Annotated in this window: 12 protein-coding genes and 1 pseudogene; 7 read left to right on the forward strand and 6 right to left on the reverse strand. The window is 39.5% G+C overall.

All coding sequences use genetic code 11. From position 1 onward, the window contains the following. Positions 1-10 precede the first annotated feature (10 nt). The 3 genes from AOR04_RS00920 to greB form a co-directional block, all read right to left on the reverse strand. Positions 11-592, reverse strand: a complete 582-nt coding sequence (locus AOR04_RS00920; protein WP_007376422.1) for a CBS domain-containing protein — start codon at positions 590-592, stop codon at positions 11-13. A gap of 50 nt (positions 593-642) precedes the next feature. Next, on the reverse strand, positions 643-954 hold the full coding sequence (locus tag AOR04_RS00925) for a hypothetical protein (protein WP_007376423.1): 312 nt from the start codon (positions 952-954) through the stop codon (positions 643-645). Between the two features lie 116 nt (positions 955-1070). Next, a complete protein-coding gene (gene greB / locus AOR04_RS00930) occupies positions 1071-1550 on the reverse strand; it encodes a transcription elongation factor GreB (RefSeq protein ID WP_007584978.1) in 480 nt (159 codons plus the stop codon). Positions 1551-1745: 195 nt separating this feature from the next. On the opposite strand from greB, the gene ompR reads away from it, so the two are divergent. The 7 genes and pseudogenes from ompR (at position 1746) to AOR04_RS00965 (ending at position 16460) form a co-directional block, all read left to right on the forward strand. Beyond that, on the forward strand, positions 1746-2465 hold the full coding sequence (gene ompR / locus AOR04_RS00935; protein ID WP_007376425.1) for an osmolarity response regulator transcription factor OmpR: 720 nt from the start codon (positions 1746-1748) through the stop codon (positions 2463-2465). Between the two features lie 5 nt (positions 2466-2470). After that, entirely contained in the window at positions 2471-3787 is a 1317-nt protein-coding gene (gene envZ, locus AOR04_RS00940) for a two-component system sensor histidine kinase EnvZ (RefSeq protein WP_007376426.1), read from the forward strand. Between the two features lie 861 nt (positions 3788-4648). Then, positions 4649-13405, forward strand: coding sequence for a SpvB/TcaC N-terminal domain-containing protein (locus AOR04_RS00945; protein ID WP_096792267.1), 8757 nt, complete (start codon positions 4649-4651; stop codon positions 13403-13405). A gap of 9 nt (positions 13406-13414) precedes the next feature. Further along, on the forward strand, positions 13415-14044 hold the full coding sequence (locus AOR04_RS00950; RefSeq protein ID WP_096792268.1) for a hypothetical protein: 630 nt from the start codon (positions 13415-13417) through the stop codon (positions 14042-14044). A gap of 208 nt (positions 14045-14252) precedes the next feature. Then, positions 14253-15228 (forward strand): annotated as a pseudogene (locus AOR04_RS00955) (transposase). Positions 15229-15662: 434 nt separating this feature from the next. Beyond that, positions 15663-15977 carry a hypothetical protein gene (locus tag AOR04_RS00960; RefSeq protein WP_096792269.1) on the forward strand — a complete coding sequence of 105 codons (315 nt, stop codon included), beginning with the start codon at positions 15663-15665 and terminating at the stop codon, positions 15975-15977. Between the two features lie 171 nt (positions 15978-16148). Next, positions 16149-16460 (forward strand): hypothetical protein, encoded by a 312-nt coding sequence (locus AOR04_RS00965; RefSeq protein WP_096792270.1) that lies wholly within the window; start codon positions 16149-16151, stop codon positions 16458-16460. A gap of 50 nt (positions 16461-16510) precedes the next feature. On the opposite strand, the gene AOR04_RS00970 is transcribed toward AOR04_RS00965, so the two are convergent. From AOR04_RS00970 to AOR04_RS00980, 3 genes are all read right to left on the reverse strand, one after another. After that, positions 16511-17671 (reverse strand): tryptophan 7-halogenase, encoded by a 1161-nt coding sequence (locus AOR04_RS00970; protein WP_096792271.1) that lies wholly within the window; start codon positions 17669-17671, stop codon positions 16511-16513. 7 nt (positions 17672-17678) lie between these two features. Continuing rightward, on the reverse strand, positions 17679-20681 hold the full coding sequence (locus AOR04_RS00975) for a LodA/GoxA family CTQ-dependent oxidase (protein WP_096792272.1): 3003 nt from the start codon (positions 20679-20681) through the stop codon (positions 17679-17681). Between the two features lie 570 nt (positions 20682-21251). Beyond that, on the reverse strand, positions 21252-23294 hold the full coding sequence (locus AOR04_RS00980) for a glycoside hydrolase family 97 protein (protein WP_096792273.1): 2043 nt from the start codon (positions 23292-23294) through the stop codon (positions 21252-21254). Positions 23295-23415: the final 121 nt, after the last annotated feature.

Below are 23415 nucleotides of genomic sequence, written 5' to 3' on the forward strand. Positions count from 1 at the left end.
AAAAGAGCCCCTAGTGAGGGTGCTCTATGTTTTCTAATACTTCACTGAATGAATTAGCTATGGGGGTAATATGCAGAGGGATATGTAGCGCTTTAGTAATTTGACGTGCTGAGATTAAACCGCAAATTTCATTGTCAGTTGTAGTCACTAATAAAAACATCACCCCTTGATGCTCCATTGTTTGCAACGCATCACCAATACATGCGTAGCTTAAGCTTTGCATACTTACACTCATTAACTGACTTATTGGTGTCATTATGTGGCGTAAGCTAACTTCATTACGCGGTGTATTTAAACGCTGGGCAATAATCGTGATTTTTGAGCTTTGTAAATCAGCACTTGAAACTATTCCAATTAATTTTTGGTTGTCGTCCGTTACTAAGACAAAATCAGATTGTTGAGCGCTAATCTGTTTTAGTGCTGCTTCAATTGTTGTTTCATACTGGGCGCGGACAGGTGTTTTTTGAGTGAAATTATTTACCACTTTTAATGCCGGAGAGGCTAAATCAATTAATGGTTGGTCATCTGCAAATGTGCTTGCAATAACGCCGTGAGAAATGCTTTGAGTACGTAATTCTTTAAAGTTAGACATAGTAGTCACCTTAGTCGTTATAAAATTTAATTAAGTTGTAAAATAATGAATTAAATTAAATAGCTAGGTGGTCCGCGTTGGTACGCAGTGCTAAAAGGTCTGTTTAGATTGGTGCTCTTATAAAAAGAATCTACGACATTAGGAAGTGGTTGAGGCGACCTAAAGGTAATAGTATTAACGTGAGAGTCTACGTCAAAATCGAGGTTTGCCTGGTCAGGAATATCACAAGCAATAAAGTGATTAGATAGTTTAGCGTTATCAAGGTTTACTTCAGTGTTATTGGCATGCAGCGTCAAACTTACACTCATTAAAAGTGCAAACAATACGGCATTATTTAATATGCGCTGTACTATGTTTGACATACCCACGACCTTAATTAACTGCTTTCAAATTAAACAAATCAACTTGAATAATTCATTTATAGCTTATTGACCTAATTTACACAATCAAAAGTTAACATGATCTGAATCAAAACTTTTTATTTCTTTTTTTGGTAATCAATACTGTTTACATACCATTGCTTTTTACCCTGAGGAGTAGGTACTTCAAAGTCGTCATCTACTTGCTTTTTAATCAATGCACGCGCCATAGGTGAGTCTATTGATATGTAATCTTTTCGGTCGTAAATTTCATCAGGTCCGACAATTCTGAATTTTTTAGTTTCACCTTCTTCGTTTTCAATTTCGACCCATGCACCAAAAAACACTTTTCCATCTTGAACGGGAGAGTAGTCGATGATTTTTAAATCAGGTATGCGTTTGCGTAAATAGCGTACGCGACGGTCAATTTGGCGTAGCAAACGCTTGTTATATTGATAGTCAGCGTTCTCAGAGCGATCTCCGAGACTGGCCGCCCAGCTGACTATTTTTGTTACTTCTGGGCGTTTAACGTTCCATAGTTGGTCGTGTTCTTGTTGTAATTGTAAGTAACCTTCGCGGGTAACTAAATTTGTTTTCATGGTGAATTCTTTATTAACTCTAATGGTGTGCACGTTATTAAATTTGCCAAAACTTGTCGAGCGTAAAATGTAATAAAGTACGAGCAAGTAAGCTTTGAAATGTTCAGTAACAATCTAAGCAAGTAATTAGTTTTTGATTATTCAGTTTTTCATTTATATTAACTAATAATTGGATATAAAAATAAGAAAGAGATTATGGGACACGAGACCACAAAAGTATTGGTTGTTGATGACGATATGCGCTTGCGCAGTTTGCTTGAACGTTACTTAGTTGAGCAAGGTTTTATTGTGAGAACCGCAGGAAATTCGGAGCAAATGGACAGACTCCTTGAGCGTGAAAATTTTCATCTAATGGTTCTCGATTTAATGCTTCCAGGTGAAGATGGATTGTCAATTTGTCGTAGGTTACGCCAAAAAGAAAACGAAATCCCTATTGTTATGCTCACCGCTAAAGGCGATGAAGTAGATCGAATTATAGGTTTAGAGCTCGGTGCTGACGATTACATCCCAAAACCATTTAATCCACGGGAATTACTTGCGCGTATTAAAGCTATTTTACGCCGCCGCGCAAAAGAAGTGCCAGGCGCCCCTGCTGCTGAAGAAAACTTGATCGCATTTGGTAAATTCACCCTTAATTTAGCAACGCGCGAAATGAGTGAAGGGGACAAAACAATATCGCTTACCAGTGGTGAGTTTGCAGTGCTTAAAGCGCTTGTTTCGCATCCACGAGAGCCACTTAGCCGCGATAAGCTAATGAACTTAGCGCGTGGGCGTGATTACAGTGCGCTTGAGCGAAGTATTGATGTGCAAGTGTCGCGACTTCGACGCATGATTGAAATTGATGCTGCCAATCCGCGTTATATTCAAACCGTATGGGGTTTGGGGTATGTATTTGTTCCTGATGGTGAAAAGTAATTTATATGGGATTTTTTCCGCGTAGTGCGTTTGGACAAACGGTTTTTTTGGTAGCCGCATTATTACTAATAAACCAAATAGTGTCTTACGTTACAGTAAGCTTATATGTTGTAAAGCCTACAATTGAGCAAGTAAATTTAATGCTCGCAAAGCAAATAAAAACCGTATTTATAGATTGGGAAGACGGCATTGAGATAAACGACGAGGTTTCAGAAAAGTTTTTTGAAATCACAGGAATTGAAGTAATGACTCAACGTGAGGCAATGCGTAATGGGTTAGGGCAAACTCGTGAGTATTCAGGATTATCGCGCAGTATGACGAAACAGTTAAATGGCTTCTCGCGTGTGCGCATTAGCCAAACTGGTCCACTCATATATTGGGTCGAAGCCCCCCAAGCTCCAGGTTACTGGGTTAAAGTACCGTTAACTGGTTTCCAAGAGAATAATTTAGAGTTTTTAACTTTTTATTTATCAAGCATCGGATTTTTAAGTGTGTTAGGTGGGTGGTTGTTTGCAAGGCACCTCAATAGGCCGCTTAAAGCGTTACAGCAAGCTGCAATAAAAGTTGGTAAAGGTGATTTTACTACTAAGTTAGCAGAGGAAGGTTCAACAGAAGTGATAGAAGTAACGCGCGCGTTTAATCAGATGTCGCGGGGTATTGCTGCACTTGAGAATGACCGCCGTTTATTAATGGCTGGTGTGTCACATGATTTACGCACGCCGCTTACACGCATTCGTTTAGCGACTGAAATGATGGCTGAAGCTGATGAGTACTTACGCGAAGGTATTATTTACGATATTGAAGACATGAACGGTATTATCGACCAATTTATCGAGTATTTACGCCATCATAAGCGTGAAGAACTAACCTGTGAAAATATAAATGCACTGGTGGCTGAAGTTATTCATTCGGAGCTAAAGCATCAACGTGTAATTACGTTTAAAGAGAACCCAAGTATTGGCAATATACCGCTAAGCTCTGTGGCTATTAAGCGTGTAATAACAAATATGATTGGTAATGCGCTGCGTTATTCACAAGATGATATAGAAGTACTTAGTTATTTTAGTCCAAATAAAAAATATGTCGTTATTGCAGTAAACGATAATGGCCCCGGCATTCCTGAAAGTGAGTTAGAGTCTGTGTTCGAACCATTTAAGCAAGGTGATGCTGCCCGAGGGAGCGAAGGCAGTGGTTTAGGGCTGGCAATTATCAAGCGTATAGTAGATATGCACGATGGAAAAGTGATGCTTGAAAATCGTCCCGAAGGCGGGCTAAGTGCGCAAATATACTTGCCTATAAAAGTAACTAACCAAGCTGTTTAAAGCGAATAGCTGTGTAGTTACTAACTGTAAACTAAGTGTTTAATACCAAATGGACTTACAAGGTATAAGCCATATGATTACCTCCACATATTTCAAAATACATGTGCTATGTACGGTCAGGCATTAATCGTTTTTATTAGGGTATTGTATACAGCTTTTTCGTAGAGCTTTTTATAATGGAGCAAAATAGAGTGTTTGTATCGCTTTTTAGTATGCTTTTTAGCTGTTACATCATTAATACATTAATACCAATTCGTAATAATATTTGAGTAATTTGAGAGCTTAAACCTGACGCTAACTGTGTTAAATATTTCTTATATGGAACAACTAAATAACGAATTTTTGCCTTATTATCGACACTGTTTTCTTACCTCAAAATAGCTTACTTAATTAAGCAGATTGGTATTACGAAGATTAAATAGTGACCTTACTTTTTATAGCTACTTGATTTGTAATTATTCGAGTAGTTAGAAAAATTATTAGCATTGGATAGCTAATATATATTTTTACTCCCCATAAATGCCAAACATGCGCGGCCCTTTGGGTTTGCCCTAGAGACGGTTTACTTTTACTTAGCCCACTAAGCTGCAAACTTCCTGCGATAATTAGATAGAATAAATTTTAATCATGAAAGGCCAGTAGGTTCTAGAAGGTTGAAATTAATATTTCAGCTCCCACTTTTAGTTTTGTTATAAATCTATTTGAATTTACTTTGTATATTTTTAATAAGCTTAGTTTTTAAGTCACTGTTTTTTGTTCTTCTTTGGTAGGTTTTTATTTGTTCGATTATTTGATGTTGTTCCCAGGTAACAAACATGTAAATATTTAAATAAAATAATAACAACCAACAAGGATTGTTTTGTGAAATTTACATTGTGCTTTTTTCTATTAGTTTTATCTTCAATGGCTTCGGCTGTTACTGATAAATTTAATTTAACTGAAGATGGAAGTAAAACAGTTAGAATTTGGGAGGTTTGGCGTGTTATAGGCGCACGGGAAGCCTTTTTTGGAGCCGCCATTATAAAACCAAAAAACGGGACTTTAAGTTTTAATACAGATTCATTTGTTTATAAACCAAAGGCTAATTTTTGTGGTGTAGATACAACAACGATAAATGTCTCATTGATAGATTCTGGCAATAACCCAATTAGGTCTATATCTCTAGAATCCGATGAGCTTGTTGAGTACTCAACAAGTCCTATTTTAAATATTCTCCAAAGCTTTTTTGCCTTTGCAACAAAAGATGATGTAGAAAAGCCTCGAATACAATACGCATCCTATAGAACCTATTCAGCTAATTATCAAACTGTAAGCCAAAATGTGACTCGTTATCCTGTTAAGCTTACTTTTAATGTTGCATGTGTGAACGATTCACCAACAATCACAAACATAACGAATCAGTCAACAAACGAAGACATCACAAAAGCGATAAGCTTTACAGTGGGTGATGTTGAAACAAGCACTTCAAGCCTTGGTCTTTCTGTTGTAAGCAGCTCAAACACTTCACTATTGCCGACGAATCGCATTGTTTTTGGAGGGAGTGGCGCTTCGCGGGCAATGAGCATGTCTCCGGTGGCGAATAAGTATGGGTATTCAGACATTCGTATCCGTGTTAAAGACAGTAACGGTGCGACGAGAGACGATACATTTAGGCTCACTGTAAATAGTGTGAACGATGCACCAACGATCACAAATATAGCGAATCAGTCAACAAACGAAGACACCACAAAAGCGATAAGCTTTACAGTGGGTGATGTTGAAACAAGCACTTCAAGACTTGGTCTTTCTGTTGTAAGCAGCTCAAACACTTCACTATTGCCGACGAATCGCATTGTTTTTGGAGGGAGTGGCGCTTCGCGGACAATGAGCATGTCTCCGGTGGCGAATAAGTATGGGTATTCAGACATTCGTATCCGTGTTAAAGACAGTAACGGTGCGACGAGAGACGATACATTTAGGCTCACTGTAAATAGTGTGAACGATGCACCAACGATCACAAATATAGCGAATCAGTCAACAAACGAAGACACCACAAAAGCGATAAGCTTTACAGTGGGTGATGTTGAAACAAGCACTTCAAGCCTTGCCCTTTCTATTGTAAGCAGCTCAAACACTTCACTATTGCCGACGAATAGTATTGTTTTTGGAGGGAGTGGCGCTTCGCGGACAATGAGCATGTCTCCGGTGGCGAATAAGTATGGGTATTCAGACATTCGTATCCGTGTTAAAGACAGTAACGGTGCGACGAGAGACGATACATTTAGGCTCACTGTAAATAGTGTGAACGATGCACCAACGATCACAAATATAGCGAATCAGTCAACAAACGAAGACACCACAAAAGCGATAAGCTTTACAGTGGGTGATGTTGAAACAAGCACTTCAAGCCTTGGGCTTTCTGTTGTAAGCAGCTCAAACACTTCACTATTGCCGACGAATCGCATTGTTTTTGGAGGGAGTGGCGCTTCGCGGACAATGAGCATGTCTCCGGTGGCGAATAAGTATGGGTATTCAGACATTCGTATCCGTGTTAAAGACAGTAACGGTGCGACGAGAGACGATACATTTAGGCTCACTGTAAATAGTGTGAACGATGCACCAACGATCACAAATATAGCGAATCAGTCAACAAACGAAGACACCACAAAAGCGATAAGCTTTACAGTGGGTGATGTTGAAACAAGCACTTCAAGCCTTGCCCTTTCTATTGTAAGCAGCTCAAACACTTCACTATTGCCGACGAATAGTATTGTTTTTGGAGGGAGTGGCGCTTCGCGGACAATGAGCATGTCTCCGGTGGCGAATAGGTATGGGTATTCAGACATTCGTATCCGTGTTAAAGACAGTCACGGTGCGACGAGAGACGATACATTTAGGCTCACTGTAAATAGTGTGAATGATCGGCCACGTATTACTGGAGCTAATTCGATTAAGCTGTTGACTAATGAAAGTATCGGTATTGATTTTAGTGTTAGTGATGAAGAAACACCTTTGGGTTCTTTAAGATTGGATGTTGATGCTATGAATCCATCATTATTTAAAGAGCTAAAAGTTACTTTTATAAATGGAAAAGCCCACCTTGTAGTTGAAGCCTCAAGCCAAAGTGGAAGTACTAATATAGTTCTAAGGGTAACAGATGAGAATGAACTCGTTACCACTGAGTCTATAAGTGTATTAATTCAATCACCAATAGAATTAGCAACAGAGACCTCGGTTATTATTCCTTTAGATAAAGAGTCTACTGATATTGTAGCACCAGACTTTTCAGCAATTGGTGCAATTAAGGGGCAGGCTAGTGTAAGTGGTGGTGCGGCTACATATCAACTTCCGATTCAGCTTACCCCTGGGCGTTCTGGAATGCAGCCAGAAATATCATTAAATTATTCATCTCGTAGTGGTAATGGTATTGCGGGTGTTGGGTGGGCTCTTTCAGTTGGTTCTAGTATTACACGCTGCGCTGCAACTTATGCACAAGATGGGTTTACACAAAGTCCACAATATAATAGTAACGATCGGCTTTGTTTAGACGGCCAGCGTTTAATTGCTACATCGGGTAGTTATGGTAATTCAGGCACACAATACCGCACTGAAATTGATAGTTTTGTGCGTGTAACGCAAAGTGGCTCACTAAATGGCACATCTACGTGGTTTAAAGCTGAGTATAAAAACGGTCGAGTGTCATATTTTGGTAAAACAATTGACTCAAAAGTAATACATGAAGGTAGGACCGCTACTTATTCGTGGTTGGTTGAATATCAACATGATGCAACCAAGAATAATTATATTCATTATGACTATGCCTTATATGGAACTGCAGAGTTGTTGCTAGATCAGATTTCTTATACCGGTAGCTCGGTTAATAATAAAGGAGAGCAAAAAGTACAATTTATTTATGAGCCGAGAAATAAAATACACGAACGCTTTTCGTTTGGAGGTCGCTCAGTTGTTACACAACGACTCCACAAGGTTGATATTTTTAACGTTAATCAAAATGTTTGGAGTTATGAGCTAAATTACCAAAAGAGTACTGCATCGGGTAAAGAACTGTTAGATGAGGTTTCTCAATGTTTTAGCAATAATTATTGCTTACCTTCAACTTTATTTACTTGGAATAATACTCAAGAAGTATTAATGCTGGAGCCTTTAGGCGGGGAAAGTAACATACTTTATCCTAACGAAAAATCAATAAGCAAGGTTTTACCAAGAGGCGATGTAAATGGTGATGGCGTAAGAGATTGGTCAGGTTATTTTGTTAATGCTGAGGGGGACTTTAGCAACAACAATATAGCGTTAGATTCATGCCAGTTTAACCGATTTACACTTAGACATGAATGCAGCCAAGGGGATATTGACTTAGATGGAATAACTGATGAATGGTCAATTAAAAATCAAGAGTTAATGTTCGATTTGTCTAGTGAAGGATTAATTTCGACAAATATCGAAATGCCTCCTTCTTTAAAACCTGAATTAAGAGAAAGCCATATTCGGCAAATTGCAGATTTTAATAATGATGGTTGGCCAGACATATTACTTTATATTGCAAGTGATGCCCCTAAAATTGAACTTTACTTGCATCAAAAAAATGTAAGCAGACCTTACGTTCGTCCTGAATTTAGCTTTAGTCTTACAAAAGGTACAGCTAGCGATTTATATACCACTGTTCTTTTAGATGACTATACAGTATTAGGTGATATTAGCGGCGATGGCACAATAGATATAATGCATGTTAGTACGGGGGCTAAAGATATTATTCCGCCATTACAGGCCCGCCCAAAAACATTACTTTTGGGTGATGATAATTATCAAAACGATCATGCCTTGCCATTTAGCGTTACCTTAGGAACGCTAAAACCTCAGTTAAGTATGTTTATTGACTTAAATGGTGATGGATTAACTGATTGGCTTGGGTGGGAATATAACGAAAATATTATTTCTCTTACTTATAGATTAAATAAAGGGGCATTAGTATTTACAGCAAAACATACCCTTAGTAACAATCTTATCGAAACGGTAGAGCAGAAGGTACTTTATAACGCTGGGGAGTGGATAACGCGAAGAGTACCTAAATATGGAAGAGGCTTTCTTATTGAAGATATTAACTATGACGGAATACCTGAACTATTGATGCCAGGTAAGCGGTTACTGACCCGCTGCACTTCTTTAGGTAGAAATCGTTTTTGTGGTGATCAGTTATATGGTGAATGGGAAACACGACCAGGAGATCGAAGCTCTTTAATCCCAATTGATAGTAGTTCACTCGATAAAAGTATTTATCAATTTGATGCATTACATTTTAGTCAAAATAGTGCCGGGGAGTTGAGTGTAACTAAAAGCGAAACAAATCTGGTGGGGAACCCATATGATTCAGCATTTGTTGATGCATACGGAACAGGCTTAAGAAGCTTAGTATTTAATCATACATCAGAGCCTGGGTTTTCTAATCAAGGAAATGCTGAGGGGACTTTTTCTGCATATACTGAACAATACGGTGTATTTATAAATCGTAATTACGGTACTGGTTCAGGAGTGAGCGGTCGTGATTATGCCCCTGTAGATCTTATGTTAGCAGCTAAAGATGGCCTAGGTAAAGAAGCCAAATGGCAGCAACGACCATTATCGAGTAGCAAAGTTGAATATGATTTACTGAGAAACAGCATTATATCAGAGCCAGGGTATATTAATTTTGCATCTAGCATGTACGTTGTGAATTCATTCCTGCAAAGTAATGGTTTGAACGACACGACAGAAACAGCGTATAGCTATGCAGGCGCTGTGTATAACCAGTTCGGCCGTGGTTTTATGGGCTTTAAAAGCATTATAGAAAAAGATGTAAGTCGAGGGCTCGTTACACAATCAGACTTTAAACAAGTCTTTCCGTATCAGGGTAAGTTAGAACGCCAAGCTACTTTTGCGGTAAATGACTATAACGTGCGAAGTTATAATTTATTACAATCAGCAAGTCTGGAAGCTAATGCATTAAGCTATTCAAGTACTGACTGGCAGGATAACCTGAACCATACTATATCAGGTGTTTATAATGTATATCCTCGTTCTACAACGCAGCTAACGCGAGATCTTGATTCTAAAAGTGTTGTTACATCTACCAATAAAACCATAATTGGAATTGATGAATATGCAAATGTAACAGCCAACTCGGTAGAGATTAATGACGACTGGGGAGTGTATACAACGTCCCAAAGTAGTACTTATCAAATCGATGAAAGCAGTTGGTGGTTAAATAAACTCACTAATAAAACAGTGACAAAAAACGCAATTAAAGAGCGTAATAGTAATGATCCAATAACGAATGTAACACTCGATCAAAAAACATCTAATACAACTGTTTATTCTCAATATCATAGCAGTCGTCAGGCTGGTGTAGTCGAAATTAGTGGTAAAATAGGCTCAGCTATTTCGGGTAATGGCAGTACAGTTACGACTGCTTTTAATGATTACGGCTTACCGCACCTTGTAAGTCAAACAACCAAAGTACGCAACAGTAGCGGCAGTTGGGTTGACCAAACGCGGACGACATCAACTACGTACAGTAAAAATGGCATCAGCGAGGCAAGCGACGGCTATTTCCCCCACAAGCAAATCAATGCTAAAGGGCATATAAGTTATACCAATGTGAACCCCGCTACGGGGCAAGTAACCCAAACACGCCAACAACTCAGTGGCAGTAATTATCAAGTAACCAACTATGGCTATGATGATTACAACCGTCCGTACAGCGTTCAAACTGCGGGTATGCCCATTCAGTACAGTGCAGTACAAACACCGGATACACAAGCTCCCGAACACGCAGCTTTACAAGTCTTAAAGGTGGCAGCCGGGCAACCAGCCCAAAAAATCTATATAGATAAGTTAGGTCGTACACTACGCACTGCCGTACAAGGTTTTGATAGCGATTGGATATTCAGTGATGTTGTTTATAACAGTGTAGGTTATAAAACATTTGAATCTGTAGCACATAAAGAGCATGCCTCAGTATTTGGTACATTTTATACCGCACACGATACACTCGGTCGCGTAACTGAAAAAGTAACCAATCAACATTGCGGTGATATGACTACAAACTACGAATACAGCGAACTTGCCACAGGCATAACAGTTTATGATAGTTGTTATGGCATCACGCTAGATATGTCGCGTACTTACAATAGCCTTAAGCAACTAATGCAAACAACTGATGCAAACAATGGAATTACACGTTATAGCTATAATGGGCAAGGGTTACCAATCGTTATTCAAGATGCTAACGGCAATAACATTGTGGCAATGTACAATGCACTTGGTCAAAAAGTAGAGGTAAACGATCCAAATCAAGGTATCACTAATTTTCAATATAATGGTTTTGGTGAATTACAACATGAATCCCGAGCGGATAATAAAACCATCAGTTATGTAACCGATGTACTTGGGCGCGTTACACGACGCACCGCGACAGGTGAAAATACGTTAACGTATAGCTATGATGGCGCTACCTATGGCCTAGGGCAGTTAAATCAAGCGGCAGGTAATGGCGTAACAAAAAATTACGCATACGATAGTCGAGGCCGTCCTAGTAGCCAAACTATTATTGGTAGTGGTAAAAGCTACACAACAACCACATTTTACGACAGTAACTATGGCCGTGTAAAAGGGCTACGTTACCCGAATAACCTTACCTTAGAGTACATTTATAACGATGCAGGCTATCAAACGCAGGTAAAAAATGCCGCCAGTGGTTATGTGTTTAAAACTATCATTGAACATGATGTGTTTGGTAATATATCACAGGGGACATTAGGTAATGGGTTAAGTGAAAATACCGCTTACAGCCTTAAGAATGGTCAGATGACCCTTAAAACCATTGCTAAAAATAATAGCAATATCATGAGTATTAATTACTCAGCGTATGATGGGTTTGGTAATTTAAAAGCTGTTGATATCACCTCGGGGAGTATTGGCAACCAGCACAATTTTAGTGAAAGTTACAGCTACGATGCACTGCACCGTTTAGAAAGTAACGCTGTTAATGGCATTACGACTATTAATTACAGCTATGATGCGGTGGGTAATTTATTATCTAAATCGGATTACGCCTCACAATACGATTACACTAACGGTGCAACAGGTGGGCCGAATGCAGTAAAACGTGTGCTACGCAGCGGCAGTTGGAAAGTATTTAGTTATGATGCACGTGGTAATATGACACGAGGTGATGGGCTTACAAGTGCAACGTACAACGCGATGGATAAACCCGCACAAATTATAAAAAACGGTAAAACCCTCACCTTTACCTATGGTCCACAACACATGCGCTTTAAGCAAGTGAATGGCAGCGTAACCACTTTTTATAGCGATAAGTTATATGAAGAAGAAATCGACGGCACCAAAACCACATGGCGAGCTTACATAGACGACATAGCCGTTATAAGCCAAACGACAGGGGTCAGTGCAAGCATTCGATACACTCACCGTGACCGCTTAGGCAGTGCACGCGTATTTACCGACCATAACGGACAAGTAGAAGCAGAGCGAAATTTTGACCCATTTGGTAAACCACGGCTAGCCAGTGGCGGCTTGAAAGCATTTGGAGATTCAAAACTCGATGATATGGCGGATGCCAAAACACGAAGAGGCTTTACTGACCACGAACATTTAGATAATGTAGAGTTTATTCATATGAACGGTCGGGTGTACGATTATAACCTTGGTCGGTTTATGTCGGTGGACCCCGTTATTCAAAGCCCAACGAATAGTCAGAGTATTAACCCTTATTCGTACATAATGAATAATCCATTGGCGGGGACTGACCCGACTGGGTATGTGGCAGAAGATATTAAAACTAAGAAAATAATGGAAGCTCCTACAGGCTCCCACATAAAGCGCCAAACAGGAACTAAAGTTAGTGGCACTATTAATTCAGGCGGTGTGAAAACTAAATTTTCAGCTACAATATCGAATAATGGTGCGGTAACAGGAAGTCACACTAGTAGTGCTGGAGGTCAATCTGTTAGTGGTAATTTTACTGGTGATATAGGCTCTCAAAAAAAAATTGCTAAACAAGGTAGTACCAATGAAAATCAAACAGCAGCCTCCTATGAAGAAAAAGGTTTCCATGGTGAACCTTTAACCAGAATACCTTCCACCCTGCATGTCCCCGCTGGAGAAGAGAATGTAGATAGAATCGAAGAAGAGATCATTGACTCTTGGAGTTTGGATATAATTATCGGTAAGAACTGGAGACCTACATTTTCATCGGGCGTAGATTTACCTGACGTGAGAGATATATTGTCGGGGCACTCAATTGTCGGTGGACAAACTATAAGACGTGGCTCTCCTGTATCATTTGGCATGGAGATGCATGTAGATTTTCATGATTTTGATGTGAAAATTGAGCAATTTAGAAGAGTGAGAGTTAGAGGGAAGATTTCTACCTTTCGGACACGTCATAGAGCCTTGTCACCTAGCGGTGACGTAATGCGGTTTGATGGTAAGGGTCTGGTTATTGATAATACAATAAGAACTCCTTTAAAAGGTACTTACTTCCGTTACAAAACTAGCACAGGTCAAAAACTAGGAACACAGAAATGGCCTACACCTTTAAGTCGAAAAGTACCATTACGGTAGGGAGTTATTATGAAGATTGTATTGACTTTTTTTTTATTCTGGGTGGTGTTTTCTGGAAAAGCAAATGCTTCTCAATGGGAAAAGGATGTTTTGAATAATGTAGCTAAGGCTGATGCGGCCAATTGTGCACAATATCCTAAAGTATCAAATTTAGATGAACAGTTTCTATGTGAAGACTTGCTTATCAAAGTATCTAATTCGCTATACAAAAACTGGCTGAATGGCGGAGATAGGGCGGCCAAAAACCAATCCATTGCTGAATGGTGGTTAATGGAAGATTCTTCATCACTAAAAAGCCCATTAATTAAATTGCACTTAGCTGCTTTGTTAGGCCAAAGCAGCTTCCGTAATTTAACTAAGCAGCGAGAGTATGCTCGGAAATATTTGTTTTCGAATAATGAGCTAATTCAAGGTAATGCTATTATAGCTATTGCTTGGGTTGGTAATTGTGATGACGCAAAAGATATTATTGCCATTATCAAAATGGAGAAAGAAGGGATTGCGGAAGAAGCCGTGCTTTCATTACTGACTTTATTGGGTACCCATAAGTCTGTAAATCGTCTTACTGTAATTTCTGGTGACCTTAAACGAGATTCACTTAAAAAATTCATAGAAAAACAATTGTCTAACTTCGGGTAGACAATGCTTAGAAAACTAGGAACAGGTAAACTTAATTGGCAGAGTTAATTTAACTTTTATCCGTCACCATTATTTTTGCTAAAAAGTAAACAATAATAAACCAGACATATATGGGGAACCAAATAAACTAGACATCCACTCAAAATTTTGCACTTTTACGCTCAAAGTACTACGCTTTATTTAGTGTAAAAAACAAGCAGGATGTCTTATGGCCATCGCAAGAAAACGACAAATAAGTTTGGTTGATGCAAAATACTACCACTGTATTTCGCGTTGCGTGCGCCGTGCTTTTTTGTGTGGTGAAGACCACTTTACTGGTCAATCTTACGAGCATCGCAGAGGCTGGGTTGAAGATAAGTTACTGGAATTAGCAAAAATATTTTGTATTGATGTATGTGCTTATGCCGTAATGAGTAATCACACCCATTTAGTATTGTATGTTGATGATAAGAAAGCGAATAGGCTGAATGGTAAAGCGATTGTTATTCGCTGGCATAAGCTGTGTAAAGGCACCGCTCTTACACAAAAATACATACAGGGCGAAAAGCTAAGTAAAGCTGAACTTATCTTTTTTAACCAAACAGTAAACCAATACCGCGAGCGCCTATCCAATATTAGCTGGTTTATGCGGTTACTAAATGAAGATATAGCCCGCAGAGCAAATAAAGAAGATAATTGCACAGGCCGCTTTTGGGAGGGGCGCTTTACGTCTCAAGCATTATTAGATGAAGCAGCCCTTGCTGCCTGTATGGCCTATGTTGATTTAAACCCCATTAGAGCAAAAATGGCAGAAACGCCCGAAGAGTCAAACCATACCAGGCATCAAGCAACGCATAACACACGCAAAAGAAGGTAAGCAACCAAAACCACTACTGCGCTTTGCAGGCAAGCCTCGTCAAACAATGCCAAAAGGGCTGCCGTTTGAGCTTAAATCGTACCTTGAGCTTGTTGAATTAACAGGACGAATAATACGAGAGGATAAACGCGGGTATATTGATAATATGAACCTTCCTTTGCTTGAAAGGTTAAATATATCCCCAGAAAACTGGTTAAAACTGACTACGCAATTTACACGCGTATTTCATGGTGCTGTTGGCAAGCCAAGCTCACAAGTAAGTTATTGTGAAAATCTAAACAGAAAGCGGCGGGTGAATATCAGTAACTGCGAAAAGCTACTGGCATAAAACGTAAGCTACTCAGTAAAACTATTCAGTAATAAATCACAACTGCACCATGCAGCTATTTCCATGCGACGAATTTAATTTTAAGCGTTCTAATTTGTTTTTTACGGATGAAATGCAAGTAACCGAGAAGTGAAAGATAAATTTTTAACAAAAAAATCAAATTTAATAGCAACGTTTTGTTTGTTCAATTGAAGTGGCTGTCTAGTTTAGTTGTTACTCAAGCTGAGGATATGGAATTTACTTGATTTTACCTGATGCAAAAAAATAAACTAGACATATATGGACGCTCCCTTGAAGTCAAGACGAGCTGGTGTATAAACATCAAAATTGATGCCTTTATTTTATTATCACGTATCTCATATCACAGTGAGAAAAAAGAAAGGACAGGCACAAGTTTTTTTGTTGGGGCTAACCCTGCGAGATAGGTGAACAATATGAGAAAGATTAAATTGATGACGGATTATGATTGCTATCCGTTATGGGAAGAGTTCAGTGACGGCGTGGATAATATAGCACCATCATCACTGCCAATATCAGAGAGTTTAGCTGCAAGAATTGATGCTTGGGGCGACGAATATGATAAAACAATGAACCGTGAAACCCCTGCAACTTCTGGATTCAGCAATGAGCAAGCTCTAGTTGCGTTTGAAGAGGAAGGTGAAATGCTTTTCGCTGAGCTAAAGCAGGAGTTGAATGAGGAATTTGCCGTTACTTACTTCAGCACACACTCAAATAGTTTGAAATCATAATGAAAGAAAAGAAAAGAAAAGAAAAGAAAGGACAGGCACAAGTTTTTCGCAAGATATGTCGCGTACTTACAATAGCCTTAAGCAACTAATGCAAACAATGGAATTACGCGTTATAGCTATAATGGGCAAGGGTTACCAATCGTTATTCAAGATGCTAACGGCAATAACATTGTGGCAATGTACAATGCACTTGGTCAAAAAGTACAGGTAAACGATCCAAATCAAGGTATTACTAATTTTCAATATAATGGTGTTGGTGAATTACAACATGAATCCCGAGCGGATAATAAAACCATCAGTTATGTAACCGATGTACTTGGGCGCGTTACTCGACGCATCGCAACAGGTGAAAATACGTTAACGTATATCTATGATGGCGCTACTTATGGCCTTGGGCAGTTAAATCAAACTGCAGGTAATGGCGTAACAAAAAATTACGCGTACGGTAGTCGAGGCCATCTTAGGGTAATCACCCCTAGCTAAAGTAGCTTTAGTCATGAAAGATCAACACTCTAGCGTAAAAATAATCATGGTTATGCTTTATATTGATGTCTGCGTTGCCAAAAAGGCATTTTAGACCAGCGCTGTTCTTGGTTATAAAAGAAATGTTGATGGTGTAAATAATGACGCCATATTTGCTCTATTTGCTGTTGGTAAGTTTTATTAAAGTGCTGTTGTATATCATTGTCGATAATTTTTAGTATATTTGATTTTTTAAGCAGTAATGCGAGTTGCATCGCATTTGCCATTGCGTTAAAAATTCCTTGTGATGACAAGGGATCAAAGCTTATAGCTGCATCACCTAATGCGGCCCATTGTTGACCTGAAAAGTTGTTCAAACGTGTTGAGTTAGCACTTACAATGCCCTGTAAATTTAGCGTTTTTTGATTGTCATTTAGTAATTTTGCGAGTGATGAGTGTTGTTGAGCATACTTAATAAAGTATGCTGGATCGCGATGCAGCCCCTTAGGCATTAGGTCTGAATCAGTTTGGAAGGCTAAAACACGCCGCTGGTTTGGAAGTGGAGCACTGTACCACCAACCATTATTAGTTGAGTGAATATTGCCCAGTTTATTTTCGCTATTGTCATCTAAAGTTGCCCAACATGATATGAGGCGATCACTTTGCTGGCGATCGGTATACTTTTTGGCAAAATGTGCTTGGCGACCAGTTGCATCAATAACGAATGGACATACTATGGTTACTTCCTGATCTTCATTTAAGTCTGAATTTATAAGTGTAATATGCCAAGAGTTTTCTTTGTATTGACTGTTAATTAATTTAGCGGGCCAAATGCATTCTACGCCTCGCTGTTGGGCTTTTTCACGTAAAAACAACTCAAACCTTTTTCGGTCTAGTCGCCAGCCGAAACCATCAGGGTTATTGAGGTTATCTGCAATGTGCAGGGCTTCTTGACCCCAACTTATTTGCATTCCGGCATTAGGCAAATGATGAGGAAGTGCAATATCCGTTTCTAATCGGCTTTCAAATTCAGTTAGTAAGTTGAGTTGTTTTAAAATTCGTCTTGCTGCGGGTGCTAAGCACTCTCCAATACGTTCTTCAGGAGATGCTGATTTATCGATAAGCGTCACCTTATAAGAATCGCACAAAGCAAGCGCGGCAATACATCCAGCCACGCCAGCACCAATGATCACAACACTGTTTTTTGCGTCCTCATTTTTAATCATTGGCATAGCGATTTCAACATCCTTTGATGCGATGAAAACGGTTGGCTTTTTCGGTCACGCCTAAATCTACTTTGCTTCGATTATGAGTCAAATCTACAGAGAGAGTAACGTTACTATGTTGTATTGCTTTACTGGCTAAGTTAACTAAACCTTCGCCTGCTTTATTATGAGGTAGCATGCCTACCTGCATAGTGTTGGGGAATTGTTCGTCGTTAATAGCACCAGTATGTGTTTGTACAATAGCAAGTTCTGCAAAGTGCTCAACCATACTATTTATTTGGTTGGTATAGGTTGCAGGGTTACCATGTAGGGGCAAGTCATCAAGCCAATCTGTTCTATATGCAAACGCTTGCTGGCGGGTACTATCAGATAATGATGTATCAAGAACCTGTTGATAGCGTCGTTGATTCATTATTTGATTGGGAACACGAGCTGGCCAAAATGTGGGTAGAAATGGGTCATACTCAGAGCTATAACCATCGCGACAACTGGCCGTGTCAGTTTGCCATGGAATAGCCATCCAACGTGTGATCCCTCCTGCTACTTGGCCACCAAACAAAGGGCCTTTTGCTAAAGTATAAATATCATGATTCATAATAGGCCCATAATAACAATGATCACTTTGTGTATCAGGTAATGCATGTTTTAGTCGAAATGGAGACATATACATTCCGGCCGTTCGCATTGGCCAAGTCATCTCACAGCCTGGATGAAATGCATCAGCAAGGCAAAACTCCATTGCACCACGCGTTAGCTGTTCAGGCTGTTCGGCAACAGGGTAGTCATCAATAGTTGGTGGCTGAGTTGGCACAGGGCAGCGTGATTGTGGTTTGTAATCATTAATGAAATCACCTTTTACCCACTGGTCTAAAAACGACAATTGTAAATTAGACAAAGTCGCATGCTGGCGTACTGAGCCTGTTGGAGGGATGCTAATAGCGTCACCATATAACCAAGGCCATAGTTGAGGTGCTTGTGCACCTGATACATCAGTTCGACGAAAGTTATTAGATAAAGTCCGGCGGAGCTCTTGATATGCAGGTGATGGGTCACTAAGTTTTGCCAACCATTCTGGGGTCGTATAATCAAATTGACCACCCCAGCCGAATGCACCAGCAAAGCCGCTATTAACCCACTGTAAATTGGTCATCCTAGAAAATATAGGTTGAATATCCTCTGTGAATGATGGGCGTTGTGGTCGTGCTAGCATGCTACTATTAACAGCAACATCGCGCATTAAATCCCACATAGTACGAACTGATTTTTGCATAGGCGCATAATCAGGCGGCGCACAAATGACCCAAGCTGGTTCAACTCTTAATGCAACACCATTATGAACAACCTCGGCAGTAATTGGGCCATCGGATATATCGTCATACCAACCTTCGTTGTTGGCGAAAGTTACCGCAATATCGCCTTTTAAATTACGGGCAACACCATGTCCTCCTAACATTATTAATCGACCGTGGTTATCGCTGCGCATCTCGCCTAAGTAGACATCTTCGTCCATAAACTTACCAATAAAGTTATGTTCGTTTTTGCTATTTACGTTTTTACCACTTAGCTTGCGCTGACCACCATTAATATGAAGTTTATCTCGGTCTGCTACATTATTATTACGCAGTAGCGAAGGTGGAGCGTCTGCGGCTTCAGGAATATCTAAAGCAATTTGAAACTCGTACCAAGATGATTTTTGATTGGCGAGTTGGGCGTGCCATGTGATATCTGCATTATCTAGTGTAAGCTCTTTTATAGCCTTACCTGCAGCGTTAAAACCATAAATTCTAAACTCTGCAGCTTGGCGTTTAAGTGCACCGCTTTTATCGCGATACGCATATTCGTCACTATTGGGAACTGGTTGAGGTTGCTGCGGACCAATAAAATAATCGTCCTTGCTGTTGCCAACGCGCATTACGCCAATAGGAGGGTAAATTCCGGCATAAACAATACATTCAGAATCCGCTTCTTGTGCTTGTTCTGGATTGAAGTTAGTTAATTTAGTTGGCTCTTGTAGCTGTTGTCCGTTAGCTGTGTGACGTGCTTTTGCACTGGCTGCATAGGCTGACTTTCGTGCAAGTGCGATACTGCCAAGTGGTTCATGGGCGGCTAAAGTACGCCAAATATTAAATGCCAAGTTACTACCAAGTTCGGCTTGGCCAATTGCTGTAATATTTTGTTGTGCTAGATGTAGACGAGCAATACACACATAAGGACTTTGTTGAGTGCTCCATACTGCTTGAGCGTCATCGAGTGGCATTGTTTCTGGATTTGTACGTAGTTGTACCTCAAACCGGAATTTAGCACTCCCTTCTCGTAATCGTCGCTGTAAATCTAAAGCAAGGTAATTGTTATCAACGCATGGCGCGCCGACTTCACTCTCTTCAGGAACTAAGCGATATTTAACAATTTGTTGATCACCTAGCTTGAATGGCAAAATAGCCCAATATTTGGCACTTAAGCAGCTCGATTCAACTTTTTGCATGTCGTTTAGGATGTTAGCAACGTCACTATTTTTAGGGTCATTTAGGTAAGCATCATAATCTTTATCAATCACACCTGCTGTTGTAAATTGGCACATCTGTTGCGCATTTTTAGTGAAAAAACGATCCATATTTTGAAAAATAAAATCAGCGGTATTGCTTTCACCAATTAATTTATCTCCATTGACCGCAAACAACTTCATTGCTAAACCAAGTGTGCTGTGTAAATCGGGGGAGGAGGGAGTGGTATCACTCGAAAAACGTATGGCGCATTCATATTCACTTTTAGAAAAAATACCAATTTTGAATTGCGGGTCTATGTCTGGATTAATTTTAAACTTACCGTATGCGATGCCATGTTGCTTTCTAAAAACGGCACGTTGCGCAGGTTGTTGACCTTTATCAATACGTGGTACTTGGCCGAGGCCAACAAACATCTCAGTTAAACGTCTACAGGCTTGTTCAACACTTTCATTATCTGACCAACAAGGTATGTTGTTAGCTGATGGTTTTGTTGGATTTTCTTTTTTAGCCATTGTAAGTATTCCTTTTAAGCTATTGAGATATAAATTGGTTTTGAGAAAGTATTGTATTTTTATTAATTTCAGCTGCGTGATTTTTACGAAAAAAAGAATAAAACTACCGTTGTTATTTGTTTTCAATATTGCATTCGGAATGCTGTGAGATTGGCAATCGAGATTGCAAGAAATAGGTATTAAATGCCTAAGCTGTATGAGTAACCACTTTTTATGTTCTTCTTCGTTTTAGCTGCAACTTAGGATTATTGTTATCCAATACTAATTTTTTTATGTGGAATTATTGATAAAGGTAGATGATGCAGCTAAAGAAATCTATTACAGAGTATTACAGCAAATAGCATATCTAAAAAAGAATAGGTGAGGCTGACAAAGGGTTATTTAAAAAGTGTGTGTTTGGTTTGTAGGCAAGGCTGCGCCTAATGTATATGGTTATCCCTCATAAATACCAAGTAAGTGCACGCTGCCATTTAAGTTACAAGCTTCGCACCGCGATTAAATAGCACCTGGGTTGAATTTCAATCTTGAAAAGCCAATAGCCCAGGTTACTTGGTATATTTTTTGTGTTATTTAAAGTGCTTTAAAGCGAATTGCTGTACCACCACTTGTTGCTAGTTTTAAAGTAAGCTTATCGTTTGCAGTTACAATACGTTTCTCGATAGTTAAATCGTATGGGTTATTTTTCCACTCGGCATTTTCACCGTCTTTATAAATTTGTGCTTCAAATTTTTTGCCTTGCTCTAAAAAATCGAGTTTTACTTTAATCGTACGGGCTTTTTCATCGGTAACGGCACCCAAGTACCAATCGTTTCCTGAGTATTTACCACTTTTACGCTCTTTGCGGGCAAATACAATAAAGTCTCCTACTTCGCCATCTAGGGCAATACTTTGCTGCCAATCGGTGGGAACATCTTGGATAAATTGAAATGCGTCGGGCTTCGCTAAGTAATTTTTAGGTAAGTCGGCCGCCATTTGAATTGGGCTATACAAAACAACATAAAGCGCCAGCTGTTTGGCAAGTGTAGTTTGTGGGCGATTTGTGTCATCACCTAAGCCATTAAAGCTCATATCAAAAATACCAGGTGTAAAGTCCATTGGGCCTGCAAGCATGCGGGTAAAGGCAAGCATTGGTATGTGTTCAGGTGGATTAGGCGGGGAGCCCCATGCGTTAAACTCTTGTCCACGTGCGCCTTCACGCGCAATCCAATTGGGGTAGGTACGGCGCAGACCCGTATCTTTAATCGGCTCGTGGGTATTTATACTAATTTTATGCTTTGCGGCAAGTTTTATGTTGTAAAGATACTCGTTAACCATAAACTGGCCATCGTGCCATTCATGACGAGCTATGCCGTTTTCATCTATGCGTTTAATATTCCCGCCATCAGCTACGTAACCTGTTTTTACCTGGCTTACGTTTGATTTTTCGTAAAGAGCAAAGGCGTCTTCCATTTGATCACGATAGTTGCTCACATTACCTGACGTTTCGTGATGACCAATGAGCTGAACGCCTTTCTCTTTGCCATATTGTGCAAGTGTTGCAATATCAAAATCGTCATAAGGTTTTGTAAAATTAAATACATCGCCATTAAAATACCAATCACCATCCCAGCCAATATTCCAGCCTTCAACTAATACGCCATCAAAACCATACTGCGCTGCAAAATCCATATAGTATTTAGTTGTTTTTGTGGTTGCTCCGTGTTTTTCGCCGCTCCCCCACGTTTGTGTTTCTATGTGCATTCCCCACCAAATACCGACGTATTTACCAGGTTTAATCCACGATACATCGTCGAGCTTATTTGGCTCGTTTAAATTTAAAATAATATCCGAATTAACTAAATCAACAGCATGTTCGCCCATTTGGATTGTACGCCACGGGGTATTGAATGCGCCTTGTTTTTTAACTGCAATACCGTCTGACCAAGGTGTTAAATCTGCCTGAAATGTACCAGGGCGACGTTGATTAAGCACCATGGCGGCGTAATCAACAAGTGCAGCTTCGTGAATACTTAAATGTATGCCATCTTTATTTTTAAAGGTAAATGGAGTGTGCACTAAAGCTGCGTCATTAAGCGGGGTGGTGTTATAAACATACTCATAACGATTCCAACCGCGAGCAGGTATCCACCATGCTGTTGCATTGTTACTGTCGGCTATTGCAAACTCGGTAAGCTCTTTGGTTATTTCTGTTTTTTCGAAACCTATTTGTTCAGGCACTTCGTACCTAAAGCCAATACCATTATTAAAGGCTCTAAATTTTACGGTGAAAGTACCACCTTGAGGCTGTGATTTATTAAATGTTACGGCAACTTCATTATGCTTATCAGTCACTGTTTGGCGCTCACCCCAAGGCAGCTGCCATTGAGTATTAACGGTTTGTTTTTGGGTTTTTGCTATTTTAAAGCCTTCGCTAAAAGGTGCTTGTTGTTTAAATTCAAACCCTAGAGCGGAGCTAGTTATTACTGGTCTGTTTTTAAAATCAATAGAATATGTTGGAGTATTTAGTTCGTCTGATATAGTTATTTTTATATTGCCATTAGGAGATTGCAACGTCGCTGTTTGAGCAAAACAACTGCTCGAAAAAGCTAAAAGTAAAAGTGTTGATGTTCTCATTATGAGATCCTTGGTATGCCAGTATGAATTAACCAGCATAAAGGCAGTTATTAAGGAATACGAACTTCTACATACGTATTCAATGTTATAAAAAATAGAAAGAAATAAGTAATCTAACCGG

The organism is Pseudoalteromonas sp. 1_2015MBL_MicDiv, assembly GCF_002407505.1.
Taxonomy (GTDB): domain Bacteria; phylum Pseudomonadota; class Gammaproteobacteria; order Enterobacterales; family Alteromonadaceae; genus Pseudoalteromonas; species Pseudoalteromonas fuliginea.